The sequence below is a fragment of the Dactylosporangium sp. NPDC050588 genome (assembly GCF_040654975.1).
GTDB classification, from domain to species: Bacteria; Actinomycetota; Actinomycetes; order Mycobacteriales; family Micromonosporaceae; genus Dactylosporangium; species Dactylosporangium maewongense.
The window spans coordinates 37,356-60,138 of sequence record NZ_JBFAJA010000020.1; the positions used below are offsets into that span (position 1 = coordinate 37,356).

The following is a 22,783-nucleotide window of genomic DNA, read 5'->3' on the forward strand; positions in this document are numbered from 1 at the left end:
CCGCATACGAGTCCGCAGGGGGTCATACCCGGTCGGTGCGGGACAGGACGCCCGTGATGGTGCGGCCGTTGTTGTAGCGGTCCGTGCGAGGCAGCGGCACCTCGGCCAGCTTGCCGTCGTACAGCATCCACAGGCCGAAACAGTCGTCCTCCTCGTCGCGGACGAGCACCTGCACCGACTCCGGCCGCGGCCAGGGCAGCGACTCGAGGAGCGGCAGCAACCCCGCCCAGGTCTGGCGCTGGAACTGGATGACCCAGGCGTAGCACTCGGACGAGCCGAAGTTCGTGCCGTAGAACTGGTTCTCGTCGACGCGACCGAAGCACTGGTGCCAGCCCCGCTGCGGGTCGGGCAGCGTGAGCGGCTCCATCACCTGCTCCGCTTCCTTCGCCAGCACGATGACCTCGGTAAATCTGCTCATCCGCGCAGTATCGCGACCATGATCGACCGACGCCAGCAGGTTTGTGGTCCAGGGCTGCGGGGTTCGGTGAGGCCGGGCGGCTGGAGAAGCTGTACCCGGACCTCACCGACTGTTCGCAGGGGTGGGGAAGGGTCAGGAGGTGTAGAGGCCGCGGCTGTAGCGGTCCTCGGCGTAGTACTCCTCGAGCTGCTCGAGCGACTCGTTGGTGTTCAGGACGCTCTTGATGAGCTTCGCGTGGGACGGCAGGTCCTCGGGGGTCCAGGTCTCGGGCTTCCACAGGTTGGCGCGCATGAAGGCCTTCTGGCAGTGGAAGAAGATGGTGTCGATGTCGACGACGAGGGCGAGGATCGGCCGGTGGCCCTCGACGACCATCGAGGAGAACCACGGGGCGTCGGTGAGCAGGCGGGCGCGGCCGTTGATGCGCAGCGTCTCGCGGCGGCCCGGGATCAGGAAGATCAGGCCGACGTGAGGGTTGGCGAGGATGTTGTGGAAGCTGTCGGCGCGCCGGTTGCCGGGGCGCTCCGGCAGGGCGATGGTCCGCTCGTCGATGACGTGGGTGAAGCCGGGCGGGTCGCCCTTCGGGGAGACGTCGCAGTTGCCGTCGGCGTCGGAGGTGCCGACGAGGACGAACGGCGACAGCGCCAGCCAGTCCCGGTCGGTCTGTGCCAGGGTGCTGCGTTCCTTGCTCGCGGCCCGGGGCATCGGCGACCCGAGCAGGTCCTCCAGTTCAGCGGTCGAGGTGATCTGCATGGTTCTCAGCATAGGACCCGTAACAACCTGTAACGATGAAGCTATTGTACGGCCGGACGTGTGCGATTAGCGTCGGCTCATGACCGGACACATCTCCGACGCGGACGCCTACCGTGACGACCGCGCGCACGTCTTCCACTCCTGGTCGGCGCAGCGGGCGCTGGACCCGGTCGTCGTCACCGGCGGCCTCGGCAGCACGTTCTGGGACGCCGCCGGCACCAGGTACCTCGACTTCTCCTCACAGCTGGTGAACCTGAACCTCGGGCATCAGCACCCGCGGGTCGTCGCCGCGATCCAGGAGCAGGCGGCGCTGCTGTGCACGGTCGCGCCGAGCTTCGCCAACCCGGCGCGCAGCGAGGCCGCGCGGCTCATCGCGGAGGTGGCGCCCGGGGACCTGTCGCACGTGTTCTTCACCAACGGCGGCACCGAGGCCAACGAGCACGCCGTCAAGATGGCGCGGCTGACGACCGGCCGGCACAAGATCCTGGCCGCGTACCGGTCGTACCACGGCGCGACCACCGGATCGATCACGCTCACCGGCGATCCGCGCCGCTGGGCCAACGAGCCCGCGATGCCGGGCGTCGTGCGTTTCTTCGGCCCGTACCCCTACCGCTCCTCCTTCCACGCGGACAGCCCGGAGCAGGAGACCCAGCGCGCCCTGCAGCACCTCGAGGAGGTGTTCATGTTCGAGGGGCCGGGCACGATCGCCGCCGTCGTGCTGGAGACGGTCGTCGGGACTAACGGGATCCTCGTGCCGCCGCCCGGGTACCTCGCCGGAGTCCGCGAGCTGTGCGACCGGCACGGCGCGCTGCTGATCTGCGACGAGGTGATGAGCGGGTTCGGTCGGTGCGGTGAGTGGTTCGCCGTCGACCGGTGGGGTGTGGTGCCGGACCTGATCACGTTCGCGAAGGGCGTCAACTCCGGTTACGTCCCGCTGGGCGGGGTCGTGCTCGGCGACAAGGTGTACGACACGTTCGCGGAGCGCCCGTTCCCCGGCGGCCTCACGTACTCGGGCCACCCCCTGGCCTGCGCGGCGGCCGTCGCGACCATCGAGGTGATGCGCGACGAGCGGATCCCCGAGCGGGTCAAGGACCTCGGCGAGCGGGTCGTCGCGCCGCGGCTGGAGAAGCTGCGCGACCGGCACCCGTCGGTCGGGGAGGTGCGCGGCCTCGGCCTGTTCTGGGCGATCGAGCTGGTCCGCGACCGCGATACCCGCGAGATGCTGGTGCCCTACAACGCGTCCGGCGCCGCGGCCAAGCCGATGGCCGACGTCGTCGCCGCCTGCAAGGCCCGCGGCGTGTGGCCGTTCACGCACTTCAACCGGCTGCACGTGGTGCCGCCGCTGGTCGTCACCGAGGAGGAGCTGCTGCAGGGCATCGACGCGATCGACGACGCCCTCGACGCGGCCGACGCGCACGTGGCGTGACCGGGCCCGGCGCTGCCGGGATCTTCTCGGCAGCGCCACCGTCCCGGACAAGGCCCGAACGGATACGCCCGCAGCGTCGTCTGCTCCAGCCCCTCGGCCGTGGCCCGCAACGACACCCACCCCTTGCCGCCCGGGTGCGCGACCGCGACGTGCGTGGCGGTCACCAGCGCGGGGAACCATGAGCGCCCGTCGTCGTAGGACACCTCCACCCCCGGCCGCACCGCCGTCGTCGCCTGCGTCGTCATCCGGTACGGGAAGCGAAACGCCCGGCCGGCGGCGGCGGTGCCGTCGGCCCGCAGTACAGGCGCGAAGGACACCGCACGCAGCGGCATCCGCCGCCAGTCCCCGCCGGGCACATGCCCGGACCGGAACGTCCAGGCGAGGTCGACGACGGTCCCGAACGCCGCCGGCTCCGCCCGCATCTCCAACCGGAACAGGCCGGGCTCCGGCGGCACCTGGACACCCCTTCCGCGGTGTCGGCCTCGGCGACGAGCACGCCGTCGCGGTACACGGCCGTCCGCGCCCTCGCGTACTCCGCGCTCCCCGGATGCCCGGCGCCGTCCCCGTGCAGCCGGGCCGCGACGACGAGCGTGTCACCGTTGCGCGACACCCACTGCTCAGGCAGCTCCTGTACGTGACGCCCGCGCCGCCGACCCTCGCCCCGAACCGGCTCCTGGCCGGGCTCAGCTGTCCCGGGGTCACGGTGCGGGCGAGTCCGGCGGGCAGCCGCCCGTACACCATCCAGGCCAGGAAACAGGCGGCCCCGGCGGCGGTCATGGTGACCGCGACCATGACCCGGAACCCGTCGACCGGCCGCTCCCCGCCCAGCGCCCCGAAGTGCACGCCACGCAGGTCACCGCGCACCGCGAAGCCGTTCTCCCACGTCTCACCCCCGGTGACCGGCATCCTGTACCTGACCTCGGCCGCCTCGGCGACCCCGGGCGCGCGCGGTGCCGGCGGCGGTCGCCCCGGCCACGAGGATGGTTCGTCTGCGAATCGTCACACCCGTGCACGCGACGACCTACGCCCTGGTTCCCCTTCTTTCGGCCGGTGTGCGGGGGGTGTGGTTGGGGGAGGATGGGTGGTGAGCGGTTGAGGGGAGGTCGCTCATGCCACGGCCATACTTTTCTTTGTCCGCACCGCTTTCCGGCCCGGCGCCGCGGGTTTCGGAGGTCGACTGGGCCGCGGTCGGCGCCGCCCGGCGCGTCGCCGCCGCTGATGAGCACAGCCGCCGGCGCGAGGCCAGGACGCGTGCCAAGGCGGAGTTCGCCGAGGCCCGCACGCACGGCCTCGCCGCCCGCCACGCCACCAAGCTGACCCGCCTCCGCAACGCCCGCACCCTCACCACCGCACCCCCACCGGCAACACGTCCGGCCGCGCCACCCCCGCCCTCTCCGACCGTGCCACCCCCGCCCTCTCCTGCCGTGCCATCGCCGACGTCTCCCGGCCGCGCCACCACGACCGCCGCCTCCGACCGCCTCACCGGCACCGCGTGCGCCGTTCGGCCCGTGCTGCCCTCGGCCGCGCACTCGACCACCTCGCCGGCAACGTCCGTGGCGGTCGGGCCAGCGCCGTCAACCACCCAGCGGGCAACGCATCCAGCTGCACCGCCACCTTCAACCGCTTCGCCACCGACGCTCGCGACGGTCCAGCTGGCGACGTCCTCGGTCGCGCCGGCGGCAGCACACTCGACCGTCTCGGCAGCATCGGCGGGCACCCCAGCGGCGACGCTCTTGTCTGCCACGGCAGCAGTGGACTTGACCGCCTCGGCAACGCCGGTGGTCGCTCAGCTGGTGCCACCCTTGTCCGCGACGGCGGCAGTGGACTTGATTGTCTTGGTGGCGTCGGCGGGCACCCCAGCGGCGGCGCCCTTGTCTGCGACGTCGGCAGCGGACCTGACCTCGTCTGCGGGCACCCCGGCGGTGACGTCTGCAGGCACCCCGTCGGTCAGGCGTTCGACGGATCCGCAGGCGAGCGTGCGGCCCTGCGCACCGGTATCGGCCCCGCCTGCGACCGCCGACCTCGGCCCCCGACGGCACCCGCCGCGCCGCCCGCACCCTCGGCGCCGCCCGCCGGTCCAGGTCCACCGGCGACAACGGTTCCCATCTCGGTCCATCGAGCGGCGCACCCGAGCCGCGTCGTGCTTGTCGGCGGCAACGCCGTCGTCGACTCCACCGGCGTTGAGTTCCACGGTTCCGCCGGCGTCCCGAGCCCCGCCGACACTCCCACGTCTGGCGACCAGCGACGGAGGTCCACACTCGTGGTGCCGCGCCGGTCGCCGGTGCCACGCCGATGTCCGGTGCCGCTCCGGTCGCCAGTGCCACGCCAATGTCCGGTGTCGCGTCGATGTTCGGTGTCGCGTCGCTTGCCGGTGGAGCACCGAGCCGCCCTGGATCCGCACCGAATCTCAGGGGGTGTCTCAGTCGGTGAGGTTGTGGCCTCGGGCATGATCTTCTGTTCGTGGCGGATGCTGCCCGCGGCGTTCTTCGGAGGGTCCCGGCCGACGGTGCACCGCCGGTTCGCCGGGTGGGCCAGGCACGGGCTGTGGGAACACCTCCACCACGAGCTGCTGCACCGGCTGCACGGGGCCGGTGGGATCGACTGGTCGCGGGTGGTCATCGACTCGATCAGTGTCCGGGCGTTGACAGGGGATCTGACCGGGCCAAACTTGGTCGGCCGCGGCGGACCGGGTTCGAAGGTCCGCGTCCTGTGCGGCCGGCGGGGTGTGCTGTTGCGGGGTGCTGAAATCCGCCGCGAACCCTTCTGCCGCGCAGTTGCTGTTCCCGCTGCTGGACTTCCTCACGCCGGTGCGGGGTCGTCGCGGCTGGCCCCGCCGCCGGCCCGGGAAGCCGCACGCGGCCTACGACCACAAGGCCGTCCGGGCCGGGGTCCGCCGCAGAGGGATCACGGTCCGCGTCGCTCGCAAAGGGCGTTGAGTCCTCGTAGTGACTTGGCCGGCATCGGTGGATCGTCGAGGCGTGCCTGTCGTGGTTTGCCGGCAACCGTCGCCTTGGCCGCCGCTACGAACGCAGAGCGGAGCGCTTCCAAGCTTGCCGGGCTCGCCGCGATCCTCATGCCGTGCACCTGCTGGCGCGCGAGAAGGAGCTTGTCGAGCGACTGGCGTCGGTCCTGCTCGCGGTGGGTCAGTCGGTGGGGGTGGTGAGGGGTGGCAGCAGGTCGCTGGCGCTGAGGGTGTACGTCAGCGGAGGGTAGGTGAAGTCCGTTTCGGTGTTCTCGCGGCGCCGCAGCAGGAAGAACTCGTGTTGCTGGGCGTCGTCGGCTGAGGTCAGGTGCGTGCCGTTGGGCAGGGTCGCCTGGCCGTCGTGGTGTCGGACGAAGGTCTTCGAGGTCCGGAAGGTCACGCCCAGCCAGCGGTTCTCGGGCATCTGGGCGGGTCTGTCCAGCACGATCCGGTGGCGGTGGCGGCGGTTGGTGTCGAGGGAGAACACGATGACGCTGTTGTGGGGCATCGGGATCTCGAAGGTGGCGCCGCCGGGCTCCTTCGGCTCGACGATCAGCTTCCGCGGTGGGTGCACCTCGGGCCGTTCGTAGCAGGAGAAGACCGCGATGGACGACCCGTCCGCCAGGTCGAGGGCCTGGTCGCTGTGGCCGCCCATGGTGGTGTACGCGTTCGTGTAGCTCTCGACGAGCGCGTTGTTGAAGCCGGCAGGGAGCGCCGCGCATGCCTGGACCTGTCGCGCCAGCCGCTCGTACACCGGCGGAAAACGCTGCGCGGGCAGGCTGTAGCGGGTGGTGGTGCGCACGATCGGCACGTCACCCGTCTCGCCGGTCCCGACCAGGACGGCGCCCAGCCGGCCCTTGCCCACCGGCTCGAACCGCGCCGACGCGAACAGCTCCTCGAACGGGTTCCCGCCGGCGGTCAGGGTGTACGAGCGGAACTCAGACCCGGGGTGCACGGTAGTCCCCCGAGTTCATGCTGAAGCGCAGCTCGTCGCCGTAGTGGACGAACGACTGGGTCCGGTTCTCCTCGGCGTACAACCTGCGCAGCTCGGCCATGCCCTCCGGCGTGGGCGGTCCGAGCTCGACCGGACCGGCGTCCGTCTTGAGGAACGTCTGCCCGTCCCTGTGCACGGCCTCGGCGCTCGAACAGCGCACCACATAACCGAGGCGGGTCGGCAGCAGCCCGGCGTCCAGCGTTGGAGGCCGGACCTCGTGCGTGTACAGCCGGTTCGTGGACAGCGGCATGAAGAACACGGAGCCGGGATAGAGGGTCAGGGTGAACTGCTCCGGAAGGTCGGCCGGCGCCTTGAGCCGGAAGTGCAGCCTGGTGAGCCCGCTGACACCGTTCAGGCCGTGGTCGAAGGGGCCCAGGGGGCGCAGCTTGTCGAGCCCATCGTAGAAGGTGCAGAAGGCCATGACGCCGTTGCCGGGCATGTCCTTGGTCTTGTCGGCGTGCGCCGAGATCTTGGCCTTGGACTGCTTGCGCTCGTCTGTGCCCGGGGTGTTGTGGTAGATCTGCGCGAGGACGTGGTTCAGCGGGGCGTGGCCCTGGAACACGTGGGCGGCCTCCCGGTTCAGGGCCTCGACGATGCGTGTGTCGGTCGTGGCGAAGTTCTCGGTCGGGCCTGAGAGGTTCGTGGAGCACCGGAGCAGGCGGAAGTGCAGGTCGTCGCCGTCGCGCGTGACGGGGGTCAGGTAGATCCCGGTGCGGTGGGCGGTGCCGGGCTTGGTGGACTCCGTGAGGGACTGGAACGCGTGCTCCGAGGTGATCCGGCCGAAGTGGCCGGCGTCGGGGTCGAAGAAGCGCCGGTAGTACACGCCGGCGCCATGGACACGGACGGGCACCTGCCCGGGGTCGGCGACCGGCCACGGCGCGGAGCCGTGCGACAGCCCGCCGACGACGAACACCCGCGCGGCCCCGTCGAGCGCGGGCACGCGGATGCCGGACACGTCGCCGCACAGGTAGACGGTCCTGCGATGCACGGCGGGCAGCTCCTCCGGCGTGCTCACGGCCCCGAAGAAGTCCCTGACCAGCGGATCGTCGTGCACGGCCGCCGGCGCGACCAGGATGTTGCCCGTGTCATCGATGCGGGCCTCTGCGGTGGGCATGGCGCTGTACCTGCCGTTCGAGTGCGACGTCACGGGTTGGCACCGTCGGTGGTGCGTTGCAGGTCGAAGCCCCAGCGGACGAGCTCGGGCAGATCGTCGGCGGGGACGTCGTAGGGCAGCAGCGCGAGGACGCGACTGACATCGCCGCCGGCGTCGACGAGCGATGGGTCGTGGGCCGCCCGCAGGATGACGTCGAGGGTACGGGGGTGCTTCCAGGACGCGAGGTCGACGATGCCGGCGGCGCGCAGCGGCACCTCCTCGGACGGGTCGAACAGGAGGGTGGCGGCGGCGACCGGGACGTTCGGTGCCCAGGACTCCGTCGCGACGGTGCGCGGGGGGAGCGGCGCGAGGGAGGCCAGGAGCTCGCCGCCGGTGTCGACGTCCAGCAGCGACGACGCGCCGGCGATCGGCGGGCGGGCGAGGGCCTGGTACGACCAGGACGGGTCGCCGCCGTGCGAACGGCCCCGCAGCCAGGTGAAGTCCCAGCCGGCGACCGGGGCGGCCAGGGCCTCCTCGACGAGCTGCTGGCACGAGGGCATCAGGCGAGCCCGACCAGCTTGCCGACGTGGGTGCCCCGCTCCAGGTCGGTGTGGGCGGTGCGGATGTCGTCCATCGCGTACGTGTGGACCGGGCCGAGCGTCAGCTCGCCGGCGGCGATCCGGTCGAGGAACCGCTGCAGGACCGCGGGTGGCAGGTCGCTCGCCTCGCCGCCGTAGGCGGTCAGGCGGACACCGGTCGGCAGGTAGCCGATGGGGTAGAAGTCGCGGACCAGCCACTCGTTGGACAGCATGCCGGTGAAGCAGACCGTGCCCCGGACGCGGGTCGCGGCCAGCGTGTCGGGCAGGGTGGGGGTGCCGACGAGCTCCAGGGCCGCGTCGACACCGTCCGGGAACAGCGTCCTGACCTGAGCGGCGACCGCGCCGTCGTCGACGAGCGGGTGGGTGACGCCGACGCCGGTCAGGGCCGCGAGGCGGCCGGGGGAGCGGGTCGTGGACAGCACGGTCGCGCCGAGGTCGTGGGCGAGCGCGGCGGCGGCCAGGCCGACCGACGACGTGCCGCCGCGGATCAGCAGCGTCTGGCCGGGCCGCAGGTCCAGGGCGGTGACGAGGGAGCCGTACGCCGTCTGCAGCGTCTCCGGGACGGCGCCGATCGCGGGCCACGGCAGTTCGGACACGAACGGGATGACCTGCGCGGCGGGCACGACCGTGTACTCGGCGTAGCCGCCGTCGAAGGTGCGGCCCATCCCGCCCATCATCGTGGCGACCTGCTGGCCGACGGTGAACGAGGAATCACCCGGGTCGTCCACCACGCCCGTCGCCTCGATGCCCGGGACGCGGGGGAAGACCACGCCCTCCGCGAGGCCGAGGCGGGTGTGCAGCTCGGAGCGGTTGAGCCCGAACGCCCGCACGCGGATCCTGACCCAGCCCGGCGGCGGCGATGGTGTCGGCACCTCGACGACGCTCAGGTTCGACACGGGACCGGGGCCGGACAGCATAACCGCGCGCACACGTCAGCGTAGCGCCTGCTTCATGAAGGGGCCGAGGCAAGGCTTGCCGCGGCCCGGCATCCTTCATGGAGCAGCCGCAAAGTAGAGTGCGGCGTGCCCACGGTTATTGACCGGCTGCGCGCCGCCGGATGCGTGTTCGCCGAGGACGAGGCCGCGCTGCTCACCGAGGCGGCCGCCGGCGACGAACAACGGCTGGCGACGCTCGTCGAGCGGCGCGTGCAGGGACACCCCATCGAGTACCTCGTCGGGTGGGCGTCGTTCGCGGGCGAACGGTTCGCCATCGAGGACGGCGTGTTCATCCCGCGCCACCGCACCGAGCTCCTGGCCGTCACCGCGCGCACGTTCATCCACAGTGGACACACGGTGCTGGACCTGTGCTGCGGCACGGGGGCGCTCGGTGCGGTCGCGACCCGCGGCAGGGAGGGGACGAGGCTGGTGGCGGCCGACGTCGACCCGGCCGCGGTGGCCTGCGCCCGGCGGAACCTCCCGCACGCCGAGGTGTACGAGGGTGACCTCTTCGACCCGCTCCCGGAGGACCTGCGCGGGCGGGTCGACGTGCTCCTCGCGAACGTGCCCTACGTGCCGACGGCGCAGATCGCGTTCCTGCCCGAGGAGTTCCGGGTGCACGAGCGGCGGGCCGCGCTCGACGGCGGCGACGACGGCCTGCGCGTGCTGCGCCGGGTCGCGGCCGAGGCGCCGCGCTGGCTGGCCCGCGACGGGCGCCTGCTGACCGAGGCCGGCGACGCCCAGCTGGACGCGGTCCACGCGGTCCTCGCCGGGAGCGGCCTGACGCCGGCGACCGTCACCGACCCGGAGACCGAGACCAGCGTCGTGGTCGGCAGTATGAGCCGGACGATATATCCATAAGTATCGAATCGATGGATACCATCCTCCCCATCATCCAACTCGTTGGGGAGGCTCACGGATGGTTCGAAGGTTCCTGGCGGTCCTGACCGCCGTCATCGCCACCGTCGGCGTGCTGCCGGGCGTCGCGCACGCCCAGCAGGACGTCGTCGGCGGCACCCGAGCGGCGCAGGGCGAGTTCCCGTTCATGGTGCGGCTCTCGATGGGCTGCGGCGGCGCGCTGTACAGCCCGCGGCTGGTGCTCACCGCCGCGCACTGTGTGGGCGGCACCGGCACCAACACCAGCATCACCGCGACGCTGGGCGTGGTCGACCTGCAGTCGGCCAGCCGTATCCAGATCAAGTCCAACTACGTGTACCGGGCACCCGGGTACAACGGCAACGGCAAGGACTGGGCGCTGATCCGGCTCGCGTCGCCCGTCAGCGGCCTGGCCACGCTGCCGATCGCGACGAACACCACGTACAACACCGGCACCTTCACCGTCGCGGGATGGGGTGCGGCGCGCGAGGGCGGCGCGCAGCAGCGCTACCTGCTCAAGGCGACCGTGCCGTACGTGGCGGACTCGACCTGTGACAACTCCTACCCGGACCTGATCCCGAACGACGAGATCTGCGCCGGGTACGCCGCCGGCGGCACCGACACCTGCCAGGGCGACTCGGGCGGCCCGATGTTCCGCCGCGACGCCGCCAACGCCTGGATCCAGGTCGGCATCGTCAGCTGGGGCAACGGCTGCGCCCGCCCGAACTACCCGGGCGTCTACACGCAGGTGAGCACGTTCGCCTCGGCGATCGCCTCCGCTGCGGCGAGTCTCGGGGGCTGACCCCGGAGGACCGGAGGGGGCCCGATGTCGGGGCCCCCTCCGGCCTCGGATCTGCCTCAGATCTGCATGGCCACCCGCTGGCCGAGCTCGTGGCTGATCCGCTCGAACGTCCCCGCGTTCTCCTGCTTCTGCACCAGGTTGGTCTGCAGGATCTGCGCGCACTGCGTCTCGCCCATGAGCAGCGCCTTGTCGATCAGCCCGCGGTAGCCGGCGATGCCGAAGTGCGCCAGCTTCGTCTCCGCGTCCACGGCGTAGATCTCCATCGCCTCGGTGGAAGGCCGCTGGCCGGCGAACGCCTGGAACTCCGCCCGCATCCCGTCGAGCGTCGAGCACGGCACCTCGACCGGCTCCATCTCCATCATCGCGAAGCACGTCTCGATGTTCTGGATCTTCTGCTGCCCCTGCTGCTGCTGGGCGCGCAGGATCTGGGCGAGCGGGCTTTGTTCGGCCTGGCCGAGCATCTCGCCGACGAGATGGTTGCTCTTGCGCTCGGCGTCGTACATGCCGGACAGCTCGTAGAGGAACAGGTCGGACGGATTGTCGATGGTCATGCGGCCCCAGCTACCCGGCGCTGCAAGTTTCACACCGCTCGCGCGGCCGACCTGCGGCACGGCGCTGACATCGTTGACCGTGAACTGAAGCGCTTCATATGTTGCGTCCAACACCCCCTAGGAGGACCAACATGAGAACGCGGATCACCCTCGCGGCGGCCGCGGCGCTGGCGGTCGTGGTGTCGCTGCTCGTCGCCGTGCAGCCGGCATCGGCGGCGACCGGCTTCACCGTCAGCAACGGCCGGCTCTACGACGCCAACGGCGCCGAGTTCGTCATGCGCGGCGTCAGCCACGCGCACACCTGGTACCCGACGCAGACCAGTTCGTTCGCCAACATCAAGGCGCTCGGCGCGAACAGCGTCCGGGTCGTGCTCGCCACCGGCGACCGCTGGACGAAGAACGACACCGCCGACGTCGCCAACGTCGTGTCGCTGTGCAAGGCCAACCGGCTCATCTGCGTCCTGGAGGCGCACGACACCACCGGCTACGGCGAGCAGAGCGGCGCGATCACCCTCGACCGGGCGGTCGACTACTGGCTGAGCGTCAAGAGCGCCCTCGCCGGCCAGGAGAAGTACGTCATCGTGAACATCGGCAACGAGCCCTACGGCAACAACGCCGCCACCGTCGCCAACTGGGCCACCGACACCGCCAACGCGGTCAAGCGCCTGCGCAGCAACGGGTTCGAGCACACCATCATGGTCGACGCGCCCAACTGGGGCCAGGACTGGTCCTTCACGATGCGCGACAACGCGGCGACCGTCTTCGCCGCCGACCCGCTGAAGAACACGGTGTTCTCGATCCACATGTACGGCGTGTTCGACACCGCCGCGGAGATCAACGACTACCTCAACCGGTTCGTCACCGCGAAGCTGCCGATCGTCGTCGGGGAGTTCGGGTTCAACCACTCCGACGGCAACCCCGACGAGGACACCATCATGGCGACCACCCAGTCGCTGCGGATCGGCTACCTCGGCTGGTCGTGGAGCGGCAACGGCGGCGGCGTCGAGTACCTCGACATGGTGACCGGCTTCAACCCCGCGCAGCTCACCAGCTGGGGCGAGCGCATCTTCAACGGCGCCAACGGCATCAAGGCCACCGCCAAGGAGGCCACCGTCTACGGCGGAGTGGTCACCAACTCGCCGTCGCGGTCGGTCTCCCCGTCGCCGTCGCGCTCGGTGTCGCCGTCGCCGTCGCGGTCGTCGTCCCTGCCGCCGTCCGGCGCGTGCAAGGTCGCGTACAGCGTCACCAACCAGTGGCAGGGCGGGTTCCAGGGCGACGTGAAGGTGACGAACACCGGTGCCGGCGCGATCAACGGCTGGACACTGACCTGGAGCTACGCGAACGGCCAGGTCGTCACCCAGTCGTGGGGCGCCACCTACGCCCAGTCCGGCGCCGCCGTCACCTGGACCAGCGTGAGCTACACGGCGAGCATCCCCGCCGGCGGCACCGTGACGTTCGGGTTCCTGTCCAACTGGAACGGCACGAACACCGCGCCGACCGCGTTCACGCTCAACGGGACGCGCTGCGCATAACGTACCCTCGCCGCGTGGACCCAGTGGTGATCGTGGGGGCGGGACCGGTCGGTGCCGCCTCCGCGATCCTGCTCGCCCAGCGCGGCGTGCCGTGCCTGCTGCTGGACCGCTACCCCGAGCCGTATCCGCTGCCCCGGGCCGTCCACGTCGACGACGAGGTCATGCGCATCCTGCAGGCGCTCGGCGTCGCCGACGCGTTCGCCGCGGTCAGCCGGCCGGGGCTGGGGCTGCGGCTGCTCGACGGCAGGCACCGGGTGATGGCCGAGTTCCGCCGCGACCCGGGGCCCGGCCCGCACGGCTGGCCGCAGGCCAACATGTTCGACCAGCCCGACCTGGAGCGGCTGCTGCGCGCGCGGGTCGCCGAGCTGCCGCTGATCGAGTTCCGCGGCGGGGTCACCGTCACCGGGGTCACGTCCACCTCGGTGACCCTCGCCGACGGGTCGTCGCTGCGGGCGTCGGCGGTGCTCGGCTGCGACGGCGCCAACAGCACCGTCCGGGCGGCCATCGGCGCCGAGCTGGAGGACCTCGGGTTCGAGGAGCGGTGGCTGGTGGTCGACGGCGTCACCGACCGGGACCTCGACGCGTGGGGCGGCGTCCACCAGATCTGCGACCCGCGTCGCGCCGCCACCTTCATGCAGCTGGGGTCTCGCCGGTACAGGTGGGAGTTCCGGATGCACGACGGCGAGCCGGCGCTCGACGTGGACGAGCTGCTCGCGCCCTGGCGGGCCGGTGCGGCGGTGACGGTGGTCCGGGCGGCGCAGTACACGTTCCGGGCGAGGATCGCCGACACGTGGCGGCGCGGCACGGTGTTCCTGCTCGGCGACGCGGCCCACCAGACGCCGCCGTTCATCGGCCAGGGACTCGGCGCCGGCCTGCGCGACGCGTACAACCTCGCGTGGAAGCTGGCGGCCTGGCGCGCCTCCGGCGACCCGTCGGCGCTCGACTCGTTCCAGCGCGAACGCAAACCCCACGCGAAGGCGCAGATCCGGCTCGCGATCGTGGCGGGGTGGGCGATGACCGGGGGCCAGGACCGCGCGGCGGCGGTGCGGCGGGTCGTGCTCGGCGCGGTGTGGCGGCTGCCCGGCCTGAAGGGCCTCGCGCTGCGCTCCACCAGCCCGCCGCTGCGCGGGGTCGGCCCCCTCGCCCCGCAGCCGTTCGTGGTGCGCTCCGGCCGGACGGTCCGGCTCGACGAGGCGCTCGGCGACGGCTGGGCGGTCCTCACCCGGCCCGGCGTCGTCATGAAGCACGGCGGCGCCACGGTGATCGCGGTGACGCCCGAGTTCGACCCGTCCGGCGCGCTGCGGCGCTGGATGGGCCGGCGCCGCGCGGTGCTGATCCGGCCGGACCGCGTCGTTATCCGGTTGCGGCGGGGCCGACAATGGAACGGCCATGGATCACCAGCAGCTGGTCAAGCTCAGTAAGCGGATGTCGAAGGCGCTGCGCCACGACCCCGCGCGGGTCGGCCTGACCCTCGACCCGGGCGGCTGGGTGCCCGTCGGGACGTTCCTGGACGCCATGGGCATCACCCGGGCCGACCTGGACGAGGTCGTCGCCGGCAACGACAAGCAGCGCTACGCGGTCGAGACGGGACCCGGCGGCGTCGAGCGGATCCGCGCCAACCAGGGGCACTCCGTGCCGGTCGACCTGGGGCTCACCCCGCAGGAGCCGCCGGAGGTGCTCTTCCACGGCACCGGCGCCGCCGCCCTGCCGTCGATCCAGGCGACCGGCCTCAACCGCGGCGGCCGCCACCACGTGCACCTGTCACCCGACACCGCGACCGCCCGCCGGGTCGGCACCCGCCGCGGCGGCGCCGTCGCCGTCCTCACCGTCCTCGCCGGGGAGATGGCCCGCGCCGGCCACGTGTTCTACGTCTCCGGCAACGGCGTGTGGCTCACCGACGAGGTGCCGCCCGCGTTCATCCGGCTGTGAGCTTGCTGTCCAGGAGCTTCTGCAGGGGGATCGACTCGCCGTCGCGGCCGCCCTCGCCGACGATGAGCCGGGGCGCGTGCGGCTGCGGCGTCACCCCGGTCAGCCAGGCCGTCGCGCTCGACGGCACCAGCAGCGAGTAGTACCGGCCGTCGTCACCCACCGCAATGGTGTGCTCACTGTTGAGGTACCAGCCGCGCAAAGGCGTACGGTAGGAGCGACCGCCATACGAGCGGGCCCGCAGCGACTCGGTCGGCAGGCCCGCCGCGAGCGCGTCAGCCACGAACCGCTCGATCAGCGCCGTCGCCTGCTCGGCTTCCGCGGCGCGGCGCCGGTCGAGCTCGGCCCCGTGGTGCGCCACCGCACGGGCCCGCTGCGCCTGCCAGTCGTCATCGGCCACTCGCTCGTTGTACCAGTCGGCTGGTCGCAGGTCACATCCAGGCGGACCGCTCAGGCGGCGGGACGCCGGGCCTGGGATGCTGGTAGAAGCCACGAATTTCGCGATTGAGGAGCCCCACCGTGACCGAAGACACCGGCTTCGCCGAACTGGGCTTGCGGGACGAGCTGCTCAAGGCGCTGACCAACCTCGGATACGAGGAGCCCACCCCGATCCAGCGCGAGGCGATCCCGCCGATGCTGGAGGGCCGTGACCTGCTCGGCCAGGCGGCCACCGGCACCGGCAAGACCGCCGCCTTCTCGCTGCCGCTGCTGCAGACGATCCCCTCGCCCGGCGGCGACAACCCCTCCGCGCTCATCCTCGTGCCCACCCGCGAGCTGGCCGTCCAGGTGTCCGAGGCGATCCACCGCTACGGCAAGGACCTCGGCACCCGCGTCGTGCCGATCTACGGCGGCCAGCCGATCGGCCGCCAGCTGCGCGCCCTGGAGCACGGCGTCGACGTCGTCGTCGCCACCCCCGGCCGGGCCCTCGACCACATCAGCCGCGGCACGCTGCACCTGCACGACCTGCGCGTCGTCGTGCTCGACGAGGCCGACGAGATGCTCGACATGGGCTTCGCCGAGGACATCGAGGCGATCCTGCAGGAGACCCCCGAGGACCGGCAGACGGTGCTCTTCTCCGCCACGATGCCGCCGCGCATCGACGGCCTCGCCCGCAGCCACCTCAACGACCCCGTCCGGATCCAGATCGGCCGCGCGCCGACCCCCGCCGGCGAGGCCCCGTTGGTGCGGCAGGTGGCGTACGTCGTCAGCCGCGCCCACAAGCCCGCCGCCCTCGGCCGCATCCTCGACGTCGAGGCCCCGGGCGCCGCGCTGGTCTTCTGCCGCACCCGCGACGAGGTCGACCAGCTCACCGAGACGCTCAACGGCCGCGGGTACCGCGCCGAGGCCCTCCACGGCGGCATGGGCCAGGAGCAGCGCGACCGGGTCATGGCGCGCCTGCGCAACGGCACCGCCGACCTGCTCGTCGCCACCGACGTCGCCGCCCGCGGCCTGGACGTCGAGCACCTCACCCACGTCGTCAACTACGACGTGCCCTCGGCCCCCGAGTCCTACGTCCACCGCATCGGCCGCGTGGGCCGCGCCGGCCGCGAGGGCATCGCGATCACCCTCGCCGAGCCCCGCGAGCACCGCATGCTGAAGACCATCGAGCGGATCACCAAGCAGCGCATCCTCATCGAGAAGGTCCCGACCGTCGCCGACCTGCGCGCCCGCCGCCTCGAGCTCACCCGCGCCGCCCTCCACGAGCTGCTCGCCGCCGACGGTGAGGCCCTCACCCAGTTCCGCGTCGTCGTGGAGACCCTCAGCGACGAGTTCGACCTGATGGAGATCGCGATGGCCGCGGTCAAGATCGCCCACGACTCCACCGGCATCGGCGAGGGCGACCAGGAGGAGATCCCCGACATCACCCTCCGCGCGCCCCGCGAGCCCTCCGACCGGTTCGGTTCCGGCCCGGGCTCCGGCGTCGGCGGTGGGCGGTCCGGTGCGGGCTCGGGGGACCGGCCGGGTCCCGGCCGCCGGGTCGCGGTCCGCGACGCCGACGGCCGCGGCCGGGGCCGCGACGCGGGCGGCCGCCGCGTGCCGGCCGGCGGCATGACCAGGCTCTTCGTCGGCGCGGGCCGCGCGGCCGGCATCCGCCCCCAGGACCTCGTCGGCGCCATCACCGGCGAGTCGAGCCTGAGCGGCCGCGACATCGGCGCCATCGAGATCACCGACCGCTTCTCCCTGGTCGAGGTCCCCGAGGGCGCCGTCGAAGAGGTCATCGACACGCTGCGCCGCACCACCCTGAAGGGCCGCCGCCCCGTCGTCCGCCGCGAGCGCTTCAGCCAGTGACCCCGCGCGCCCCATGTGAGCCGCCGTCGAACCATCCGGCGGCGGCCTGTGAACCCTCGCCGCCGTCCCAGTTCCCGAACCGTCACCCCGTCCCGGACCGTCGGCGTCCGAGCCACGGGCCTTGGACGGGCCGCGTCTGAGCCGTGGTGTTGGTGTGGCTGGGTGGGCGGCGTTTGAGCTGCGGCGTTGGGGGCGGGTCCGGGCCGCGGACCTTGGATGACCATGCCCGAGCCGAAGTGCACCCGCCGGCGTTGGAGGGATCCTGCCCGAGCCGAAGTGCACGCGTCGGCCCCGGCCGAGTCGCGGTGTCAATCGGCGGTGCACGCGTCGGCCTCGATTGAGACGCGTGCCCTGCTGTGGTGCGCCCGGCGGCCTACGCTGGAGGCGCCGATGCCGGGCTCCCCGTGGGATCGGTGCCGCTGCCGATCACGGAGGTGACCGCCGGGATGACGTGGCTTGCGCTGCGGCTGCTCCGTCCGTACCTGGTCGCCGCCGCCGTGGTGAGCGCCGTCGCCACCGGGTACGTCTGGTCCGCGGCCGGCACCGTGCAGCGGCAGCTCGACCGGGCCGGGGTGCCGGGGTGCGGCGACCCGAACGACTGCTACCCGCACGGGGCGGCGCTGGACGCGGTGCTGGGGATGGAGGTCGTCGCGGCGTTCGTGCCGGCGCTGCTCGGGCTGATCCTCGGCGCGGCGCTGCTCGCCCGCGGGCCCGGGGGCGACCCGCCGGCGGAGCGCGGGCGCTGGGTCCTCGTCAGGTCCGGCTGGGTGCTCGGCGCCGGCCTGATCTGCTGCGGCGCGGTCGCGGTGGCGCACCGCTCGGTCGCGACCCGGTACACCGCGCTGGCCGACGACACGTATGAGCTGCTCCAGCTGCTGCATCTTAACAACGCCGCGTACATGGTGACGCAGACCCTCGTGATCGCCGCGTTCGCCGGGGTGGTCGGCCTCGGTGAACGCCGGGTGCCGCGGACGCTGGTGCTGACCGTGCTGGCCGGGCCGTTCGTCGTCATGGTCGGCGACGGGGTGGCGGCGCTGCTGTGGACGCTGCTCGGCGCGCTGACGGGGTGGACCGGCCCGGCGGGCGGCGACCTGTTCGTGCTCGACCCGTTCGCCTACACCGCGAGCGTGGTGCTCGCCGCCGGTGCGGTCGCGCTGGTGCTGCTCGCGCGCCGGGCGGCGACGGGTCTCAGAGGGGGAGCGCCTCACCCGGCAGGTTGAGGGTGAGGGACGCGCCGGTCGGCGGGGTGTCGAAGTCGAACGTCGAGGTGGTCGTGGCGCCCGGCCGGACGTCGAAGGCGCTGGTCGTACGGGAGCGAAGGACGACGGCACCGGCGGACACGCTGATGTCCGTGGCGGCGACGTGGCGCGGCGCGCGGCCCGGGTTGCTGAAGCGGACCGTGATGCTCATGTGGTCGCCGGTGAGCACGTCGACGTCCGTGACCACCGTCGCGGGGGCGGCCCGGTGCGGCGCGGAGGGTCCGGCCTCGGCGAAGGAGGGGGACACGACGCCGGCGACGCCGCCGATCGCGAGGCCCGTCGCGGTGGCGAGGAGGACCGCGTTGAGCGTGCCCCGACCGATTCCCATTCGTCTGACCCCCTTGAACCGTGTGGGATGCAGCGTCACACGGCCGGCTGAGGTTCAACTGTGGTGCGACTGAGGTGCCGGCCTCAGCATGTCAGCTGAGCGGCGGGCAGCGCTGCCGTATCGGTGGACGTCTTGTCCTCCGAGCGGGGGCCGTGCGACTCCAGTACCACGGGCGCGGCAAGCTGCTCCCCGACCGCGGCGGTCCAGTCGTCCACGGGGACGAGACGCGGCCGGCTGGACGCCATCGCGCGGGTGAGGCGCTCCTGCCGGTCCAGGTCGCCGGTCGGGCCGCGGGTGGGCTTGACGCCGTCGTAGTCGACGCACATCCGCAGTTCCGGATGCGCCGAAGCGGTGTCGAGGTGGGTGAGGGCGAGCCCGTCGACGCCGCCGCAGACGTCCAGGGCGTACCGGTGCGCGACCGCGTCGAAGTGGCCGACGCGGAACGCGCCCTGCCACGGGTTCGCGGGGTTGTTGGGGTCGGTGACGGGCAGCGACGGGTCCTCGGTGACGAGCGGGCCCGCGCCGTGGCGGGTCGTGAACGTCCGCAGGACCCCGAGCCGGTAGGCGGGCTCGCCGGCCAGGAGCGTCTCGGCGTTGGCGAACGTCGTCGTGCTCCAGGTGGTGTACGGGTGGAACCCGTGCCACTCGTCCAGCAGTACACCCTGCGCGCCCTCGAACACGCACGGCCCCTCGATCCGCAGTCCGTCCACAATGGACACGGTGGCGGCGAACGCCGTGTACGCCTCGACACAGGCGTCGACCGGCGGGCCGTCCACACCCAGACTGGAGCGGAGCCGGCGGAGCTTCGCCCGCAGCAGCGGCGGATCCGTGCAGTCGCCGGCCCGCGGCGCGTCGTCGGGGTGGCGCAGCGCGTACGCCATGGACTCCCCGACGCCCATCCCGCACGAACCGTGCCGGTCGGCGCCCCGGGCGAGCTCCTTCGCCCGGTTCGCCTCGCGGTGATACGGCGTGGACAGCAGCGCCGCCCGGTCGACGGTGAGCCGGGACCACACGTCGTGGACGCCGAGTCCCACCAGGTGGTCGGCCTCGGCGGCCAGGGCGAGGGGGTCGACGACCATGAACCGCGACAGGTGGGTCCGCACGCCGGGCCGGAACGTGCCCGACCCGAACTGTGCGAACGTGTGCTTGCGGCCGTCGCCGAGCACGACGGTGTGCGCGGCCTGGGCGCCGCCGTTGAAGCGCACCACGGTGTGCACGTCACGGGTGGCGCAGAGGTGGTCGACGACGGTCCCCTTGCCGCAGTCCCCGTATCCGAGGTCCACCACGATGACGTGCCGCATGGCTTACAACCGTTCCACGCTGGTGGTGCCGGACATGGTGGGCGCCGAGCCGGTCGCGACGGGCGCGCGGCCGCCGCCGATGCGGGCGAGGGCCTTGCCGACGGTCGCGGTCGCCGCCGAGCCGACCTCGCGCAGGTCCTCGAGGCCCTCGTCCAGGTCGATGGAGTCCTCCCCGAGGCCGACCGTGAGGGCGATGGTCTCGCACACCGCGTCCAGGTCGTCCAAGGCGATGACGTTCTGGCCGAGGAGGTCCTTCCAGAAGTCGAGGATGGTGGTGTTGCCGGCGTACGACGAGCCGGCGGGCAGGATGTAGTACGTGTCGTACATGCGGCGGACCTCGTCGACCATCGCCCGCAAGCCGATCGCCTCGCCGAGCTTGTCGCCGATGACGTCGCGGACCTCGCCGGGCTTCACCCGCGAGTAGGCCTGCTCGTCGCCGATGATGAAGAGGTACCCGCGCTTGCCGCGCTTCTCGTAGCAGTCGATGCTGGTGTGCCGGGCCATGAAGTACATCGCGAGCTCATAGGACTCGGTCATCTGCCCGCCGCCGCCACCTTCGAGCACGAAGCGGCCGAGGTCCTCGTCGAGCCGGTTGTCCGACTCGAACTGCCCGACCTGCAGCGGCACCCGGTCGCAGGTGGCGTCGCCGATCGCGCCGAACAGGATCTGCGGGTCCTTCACGTATCCCTTGCGCAGCAGCAGGCCGAGCAGCTGCGGCAGCTTCTGCTGCAGCACCCGGGGCACGGAGCCCATCGAGCCGGTCACGTCGAACATGACGGCGATGGCGACCGAGTCGGGGTGCTCGTCGGAGTCCCGGCTCTCGCGCTTGCCGACGCCCTTCGGGTCGAGTGCACTGTGGACGGTGCGGGCGCCGGAGTCGCTGTACGCGAACGCGCTGGCGCCGGTGGCGCGACGGTAGCGGTCGGCGGCGTCGTAGACGTCGGTCGACCAGATCCCACTTCCCATGAGGGTCTCCTTCTCAGAGCGTGAACGGTCGGAACTTGCGGGGGCCGTACAGGCGGTGCAGCAGGTCGTCGAGCTCGCCGAGCAGCTTCCACGCGTCGTCGGGGCGCTGCCTCGGTGACGCGAGCCGGCAGCCGTCGGCGAAGCGCCGCAGCGCCTGCGGGGCTCGGTCGCCCATGAGGTCGGCCATCAGCCGGGCGGCCATGGCCAGGTCGGTGTACGGGCCGGGGGTCTCGCGGGCGAGCACCTCGGCCGGGTAGTGGTCGCGCCGGTGCGGCACGATCGCCGGGATCCGGTCGCCGGGCTCGGTGACGCTGTAGCACCAGTCGACGAGCACGACCCCGTGGTCCTCCGGCTGGATGAGGACGTGCTCGGGCACGATCGCGCCGTGCACGACGCCGGCGCGGTGCGCGAGGCCGAGCGCCACGAGCAGCCGCCGCCACATCCACGCCGCGTCGCGCGGATCGAGCCCGTTCGGGCGGCGCAGCGCCACCTCGGCGAGGCTGTGCAACCCCGTTGCGGAGGTCGCAACGACGTTGCCGCGCCTGGTCGTGGCGTCCTCCTTGTGGCGGAACGTGTCCACGAGCCGTGGCACGTAGGGCAGGTAGCGCGGGTCGCCCCGGTCGGCGATCCGTTGCAGCGCGGTCGCCTCCCGTGCCATGAGGTCGTTGCACGCCGGGTCGCGGACGAGCTTCAGATGGCCCTCCGGCACGGCGTACAGGTTGGCCAGGTCGCCCTCGAAGGCGAGCGTCGCGGTCGAGTAGGCGCCCTTGGCGCTGCGGATCGTGCCGTGGTTGCGCCACAGCTCGGTGAGCCGGGCGAACGCGGCGGCGCCCTGCGGACCGGCCACGTCGGGGTGGGTGAGGCGGGCGAGCCGCCGGTAGGTGCCGGCCGGGTCGTCGCTGTCGAACAGGCTGCCGCCGGCGGACTCGATCAGTGCGATCGCCTCGGCGGTGGTGGTCATCGCACCGTCTCCTCTCGGCTGGGCATCAGCAGCGCGGGGTGCAGGAGGCGGGCGTCGCCGGCGCGGTAGAGCTTGGCCCGCGGCCCGCCGCGGGCGCCGCCGCGCTCCGTGGTCGTGTTGGTGCTCTCGACGAACCCGGGGACCGACAGCACCTTGCGGTGGAAGTTGCCGGCGTGCAGCGGCTCGCCCCAGACCGTCTCGTACACCGCGCGCAGCTCGGCGATCGTGAACTCCTCGCCGACGAACTTCGTCGCCAGGGGCGTGTACTCCAGCTTCGACCTGGCGCGCTCCAGGCCGTCGGCGACGATCGTGCCGTGGTCGAACGCGAGCTCCGCAGGCCGCTCGTCCATCGGCACCCAGGCCGCCTCGCGGGCGTCGGAGCCGGACACGGGATCGGGCAGGTCCGGCGCGAACGCGACGTACGCCACCGAGAACACCCGCATGCGCGGGTCGCGGTCCGGTGCGCCGTACGTGCCGAGCTGCTCCAGGTGCAGCCGTCGGTGCGCGGTGGCGACGCCGGTCTCCTCGGCCAGCTCCCGCGCGGCGGCGGTCGGCAGGTCCTCCCACTGCCCGACGAACCCGCCCGGCAGCGCCCACATGCCCTCGCTGGGCGGGCAGGCGCGCCGCACGAGCAGCACGTTGAGCACGCCGTTGCGGATCGTGAACGCCACGATGTCCACGGTCACCGCCACCGGCGGGTAGGCGCGCGGGTCGTAGCTGGCGAGGAAGTCGGCGTCGTTCACGATGAGTCCTTCTCAGATAGAGTATTTCTCGATCTGAGAACAACATACGACGCGCCGCTCCCCGGCGCAACG

Annotated in this window: 22 protein-coding genes; 8 read left to right on the top strand and 14 right to left on the bottom strand. The window is 72.4% G+C overall.

Annotation, left to right across the window (positions count from 1 at the left end; genetic code table 11):
* Nucleotides 1–22: 22 nt before the first annotated feature.
* Both AB0I21_RS15950 and AB0I21_RS15955 read right to left on the bottom strand, forming a co-directional pair.
* Nucleotides 23–418, bottom strand: a complete 396-nt coding sequence (locus AB0I21_RS15950; RefSeq protein ID WP_360561714.1) for a hypothetical protein — start codon at nucleotides 416–418, stop codon at nucleotides 23–25.
* A gap of 132 nt (nucleotides 419–550) precedes the next feature.
* Nucleotides 551–1,168 carry a pyridoxamine 5'-phosphate oxidase family protein gene (locus tag AB0I21_RS15955; protein ID WP_360561716.1) on the bottom strand — a complete coding sequence of 206 codons (618 nt, stop codon included), beginning with the start codon at nucleotides 1,166–1,168 and terminating at the stop codon, nucleotides 551–553.
* 79 nt (nucleotides 1,169–1,247) lie between these two features.
* Between AB0I21_RS15955 and AB0I21_RS15960 the strand changes: the two genes are divergently transcribed.
* Complete coding sequence (locus AB0I21_RS15960) at nucleotides 1,248–2,594, top strand: aspartate aminotransferase family protein (RefSeq protein WP_344502572.1); 1,347 nt, start codon at nucleotides 1,248–1,250, stop codon at nucleotides 2,592–2,594.
* A gap of 1,786 nt (nucleotides 2,595–4,380) precedes the next feature.
* On the opposite strand, the gene AB0I21_RS15965 is transcribed toward AB0I21_RS15960, so the two are convergent.
* From AB0I21_RS15965 to AB0I21_RS15985, 5 genes are all read right to left on the bottom strand, one after another.
* Entirely contained in the window at nucleotides 4,381–4,533 is a 153-nt protein-coding gene (locus AB0I21_RS15965; protein WP_360561719.1) for a hypothetical protein, read from the bottom strand.
* Nucleotides 4,534–5,737: 1,204 nt separating this feature from the next.
* Nucleotides 5,738–6,511 (bottom strand): alpha-ketoglutarate-dependent dioxygenase AlkB, encoded by a 774-nt coding sequence (locus tag AB0I21_RS15970; protein WP_360561721.1) that lies wholly within the window; start codon nucleotides 6,509–6,511, stop codon nucleotides 5,738–5,740.
* The gene (locus AB0I21_RS15975) at nucleotides 6,495–7,697 is read right to left on the bottom strand and encodes a hypothetical protein (RefSeq protein ID WP_360561723.1); all 1,203 of its coding nucleotides are present in this window, start codon (nucleotides 7,695–7,697) and stop codon (nucleotides 6,495–6,497) included. Before AB0I21_RS15975 ends, AB0I21_RS15970 begins: the two co-directional genes overlap by 17 nt.
* A complete protein-coding gene (locus tag AB0I21_RS15980; protein WP_360561724.1) occupies nucleotides 7,694–8,203 on the bottom strand; it encodes a hypothetical protein in 510 nt (169 codons plus the stop codon). Before AB0I21_RS15980 ends, AB0I21_RS15975 begins: the two co-directional genes overlap by 4 nt.
* Nucleotides 8,203–9,171: a zinc-binding dehydrogenase gene (locus AB0I21_RS15985; protein WP_360561726.1), complete on the bottom strand. Its 969-nt coding sequence runs from the start codon at nucleotides 9,169–9,171 to the stop codon at nucleotides 8,203–8,205. Before AB0I21_RS15985 ends, AB0I21_RS15980 begins: the two co-directional genes overlap by 1 nt.
* 93 nt (nucleotides 9,172–9,264) lie before the next feature.
* Here AB0I21_RS15985 and AB0I21_RS15990 point away from each other — a divergent pair, with 93 nt between their 5' ends.
* Both AB0I21_RS15990 and AB0I21_RS15995 read left to right on the top strand, forming a co-directional pair.
* Entirely contained in the window at nucleotides 9,265–10,038 is a 774-nt protein-coding gene (locus AB0I21_RS15990; RefSeq protein WP_360561727.1) for a putative protein N(5)-glutamine methyltransferase, read from the top strand.
* A gap of 58 nt (nucleotides 10,039–10,096) precedes the next feature.
* Nucleotides 10,097–10,855 (top strand): serine protease, encoded by a 759-nt coding sequence (locus AB0I21_RS15995; protein WP_360561729.1) that lies wholly within the window; start codon nucleotides 10,097–10,099, stop codon nucleotides 10,853–10,855.
* 56 nt (nucleotides 10,856–10,911) lie between these two features.
* Here the strand turns inward: AB0I21_RS15995 and AB0I21_RS16000 are convergent, their stop codons facing one another.
* Nucleotides 10,912–11,406: a DUF892 family protein gene (locus AB0I21_RS16000; protein WP_344502562.1), complete on the bottom strand. Its 495-nt coding sequence runs from the start codon at nucleotides 11,404–11,406 to the stop codon at nucleotides 10,912–10,914.
* Nucleotides 11,407–11,537: 131 nt separating this feature from the next.
* Here AB0I21_RS16000 and AB0I21_RS16005 point away from each other — a divergent pair, with 131 nt between their 5' ends.
* From AB0I21_RS16005 to AB0I21_RS16015, 3 genes are read left to right on the top strand one after another with little or no spacing between them, the layout of a single operon-like run.
* Nucleotides 11,538–12,938 carry a cellulase family glycosylhydrolase gene (locus tag AB0I21_RS16005; protein ID WP_360561730.1) on the top strand — a complete coding sequence of 467 codons (1,401 nt, stop codon included), beginning with the start codon at nucleotides 11,538–11,540 and terminating at the stop codon, nucleotides 12,936–12,938.
* A gap of 14 nt (nucleotides 12,939–12,952) precedes the next feature.
* Entirely contained in the window at nucleotides 12,953–14,359 is a 1,407-nt protein-coding gene (locus tag AB0I21_RS16010; protein WP_360561732.1) for a bifunctional 3-(3-hydroxy-phenyl)propionate/3-hydroxycinnamic acid hydroxylase, read from the top strand.
* Nucleotides 14,328–14,867, top strand: coding sequence for an RNA 2'-phosphotransferase (locus AB0I21_RS16015; protein WP_354893294.1), 540 nt, complete (start codon nucleotides 14,328–14,330; stop codon nucleotides 14,865–14,867). Before AB0I21_RS16010 ends, AB0I21_RS16015 begins: the two co-directional genes overlap by 32 nt.
* On the opposite strand, the gene AB0I21_RS16020 is transcribed toward AB0I21_RS16015, so the two are convergent.
* Nucleotides 14,854–15,264: a hypothetical protein gene (locus AB0I21_RS16020; protein ID WP_360561734.1), complete on the bottom strand. Its 411-nt coding sequence runs from the start codon at nucleotides 15,262–15,264 to the stop codon at nucleotides 14,854–14,856. The genes AB0I21_RS16015 and AB0I21_RS16020 overlap by 14 nt on opposite strands.
* A 119-nt stretch (nucleotides 15,265–15,383) precedes the next feature.
* Here AB0I21_RS16020 and AB0I21_RS16025 point away from each other — a divergent pair, with 119 nt between their 5' ends.
* Both AB0I21_RS16025 and AB0I21_RS16030 read left to right on the top strand, forming a co-directional pair.
* A complete protein-coding gene (locus AB0I21_RS16025) occupies nucleotides 15,384–17,153 on the top strand; it encodes a DEAD/DEAH box helicase (protein WP_360561736.1) in 1,770 nt (589 codons plus the stop codon).
* A gap of 446 nt (nucleotides 17,154–17,599) precedes the next feature.
* Nucleotides 17,600–18,373: a hypothetical protein gene (locus tag AB0I21_RS16030; protein ID WP_360561738.1), complete on the top strand. Its 774-nt coding sequence runs from the start codon at nucleotides 17,600–17,602 to the stop codon at nucleotides 18,371–18,373.
* On the opposite strand, the gene AB0I21_RS16035 is transcribed toward AB0I21_RS16030, so the two are convergent.
* The 5 genes from AB0I21_RS16035 to AB0I21_RS16055 all read right to left on the bottom strand — a co-directional run bounded on the left by AB0I21_RS16035 (nucleotide 18,342) and on the right by AB0I21_RS16055 (nucleotide 22,714).
* Nucleotides 18,342–18,740, bottom strand: a complete 399-nt coding sequence (locus AB0I21_RS16035; protein ID WP_360561740.1) for a hypothetical protein — start codon at nucleotides 18,738–18,740, stop codon at nucleotides 18,342–18,344. The genes AB0I21_RS16030 and AB0I21_RS16035 overlap by 32 nt on opposite strands.
* A gap of 83 nt (nucleotides 18,741–18,823) precedes the next feature.
* Nucleotides 18,824–20,041 carry an adenylosuccinate synthetase gene (locus AB0I21_RS16040; RefSeq protein ID WP_360561742.1) on the bottom strand — a complete coding sequence of 406 codons (1,218 nt, stop codon included), beginning with the start codon at nucleotides 20,039–20,041 and terminating at the stop codon, nucleotides 18,824–18,826.
* Nucleotides 20,042–20,044: 3 nt separating this feature from the next.
* Entirely contained in the window at nucleotides 20,045–21,007 is a 963-nt protein-coding gene (locus AB0I21_RS16045; protein WP_360561744.1) for a hypothetical protein, read from the bottom strand.
* Nucleotides 21,008–21,020: 13 nt separating this feature from the next.
* On the bottom strand, nucleotides 21,021–21,968 hold the full coding sequence (locus tag AB0I21_RS16050; RefSeq protein ID WP_360561746.1) for a serine/threonine protein kinase: 948 nt from the start codon (nucleotides 21,966–21,968) through the stop codon (nucleotides 21,021–21,023).
* Nucleotides 21,965–22,714, bottom strand: coding sequence for an NUDIX domain-containing protein (locus tag AB0I21_RS16055; protein ID WP_360561861.1), 750 nt, complete (start codon nucleotides 22,712–22,714; stop codon nucleotides 21,965–21,967). The genes AB0I21_RS16050 and AB0I21_RS16055 overlap by 4 nt, the downstream gene beginning before the upstream one ends.
* Nucleotides 22,715–22,783: the final 69 nt, after the last annotated feature.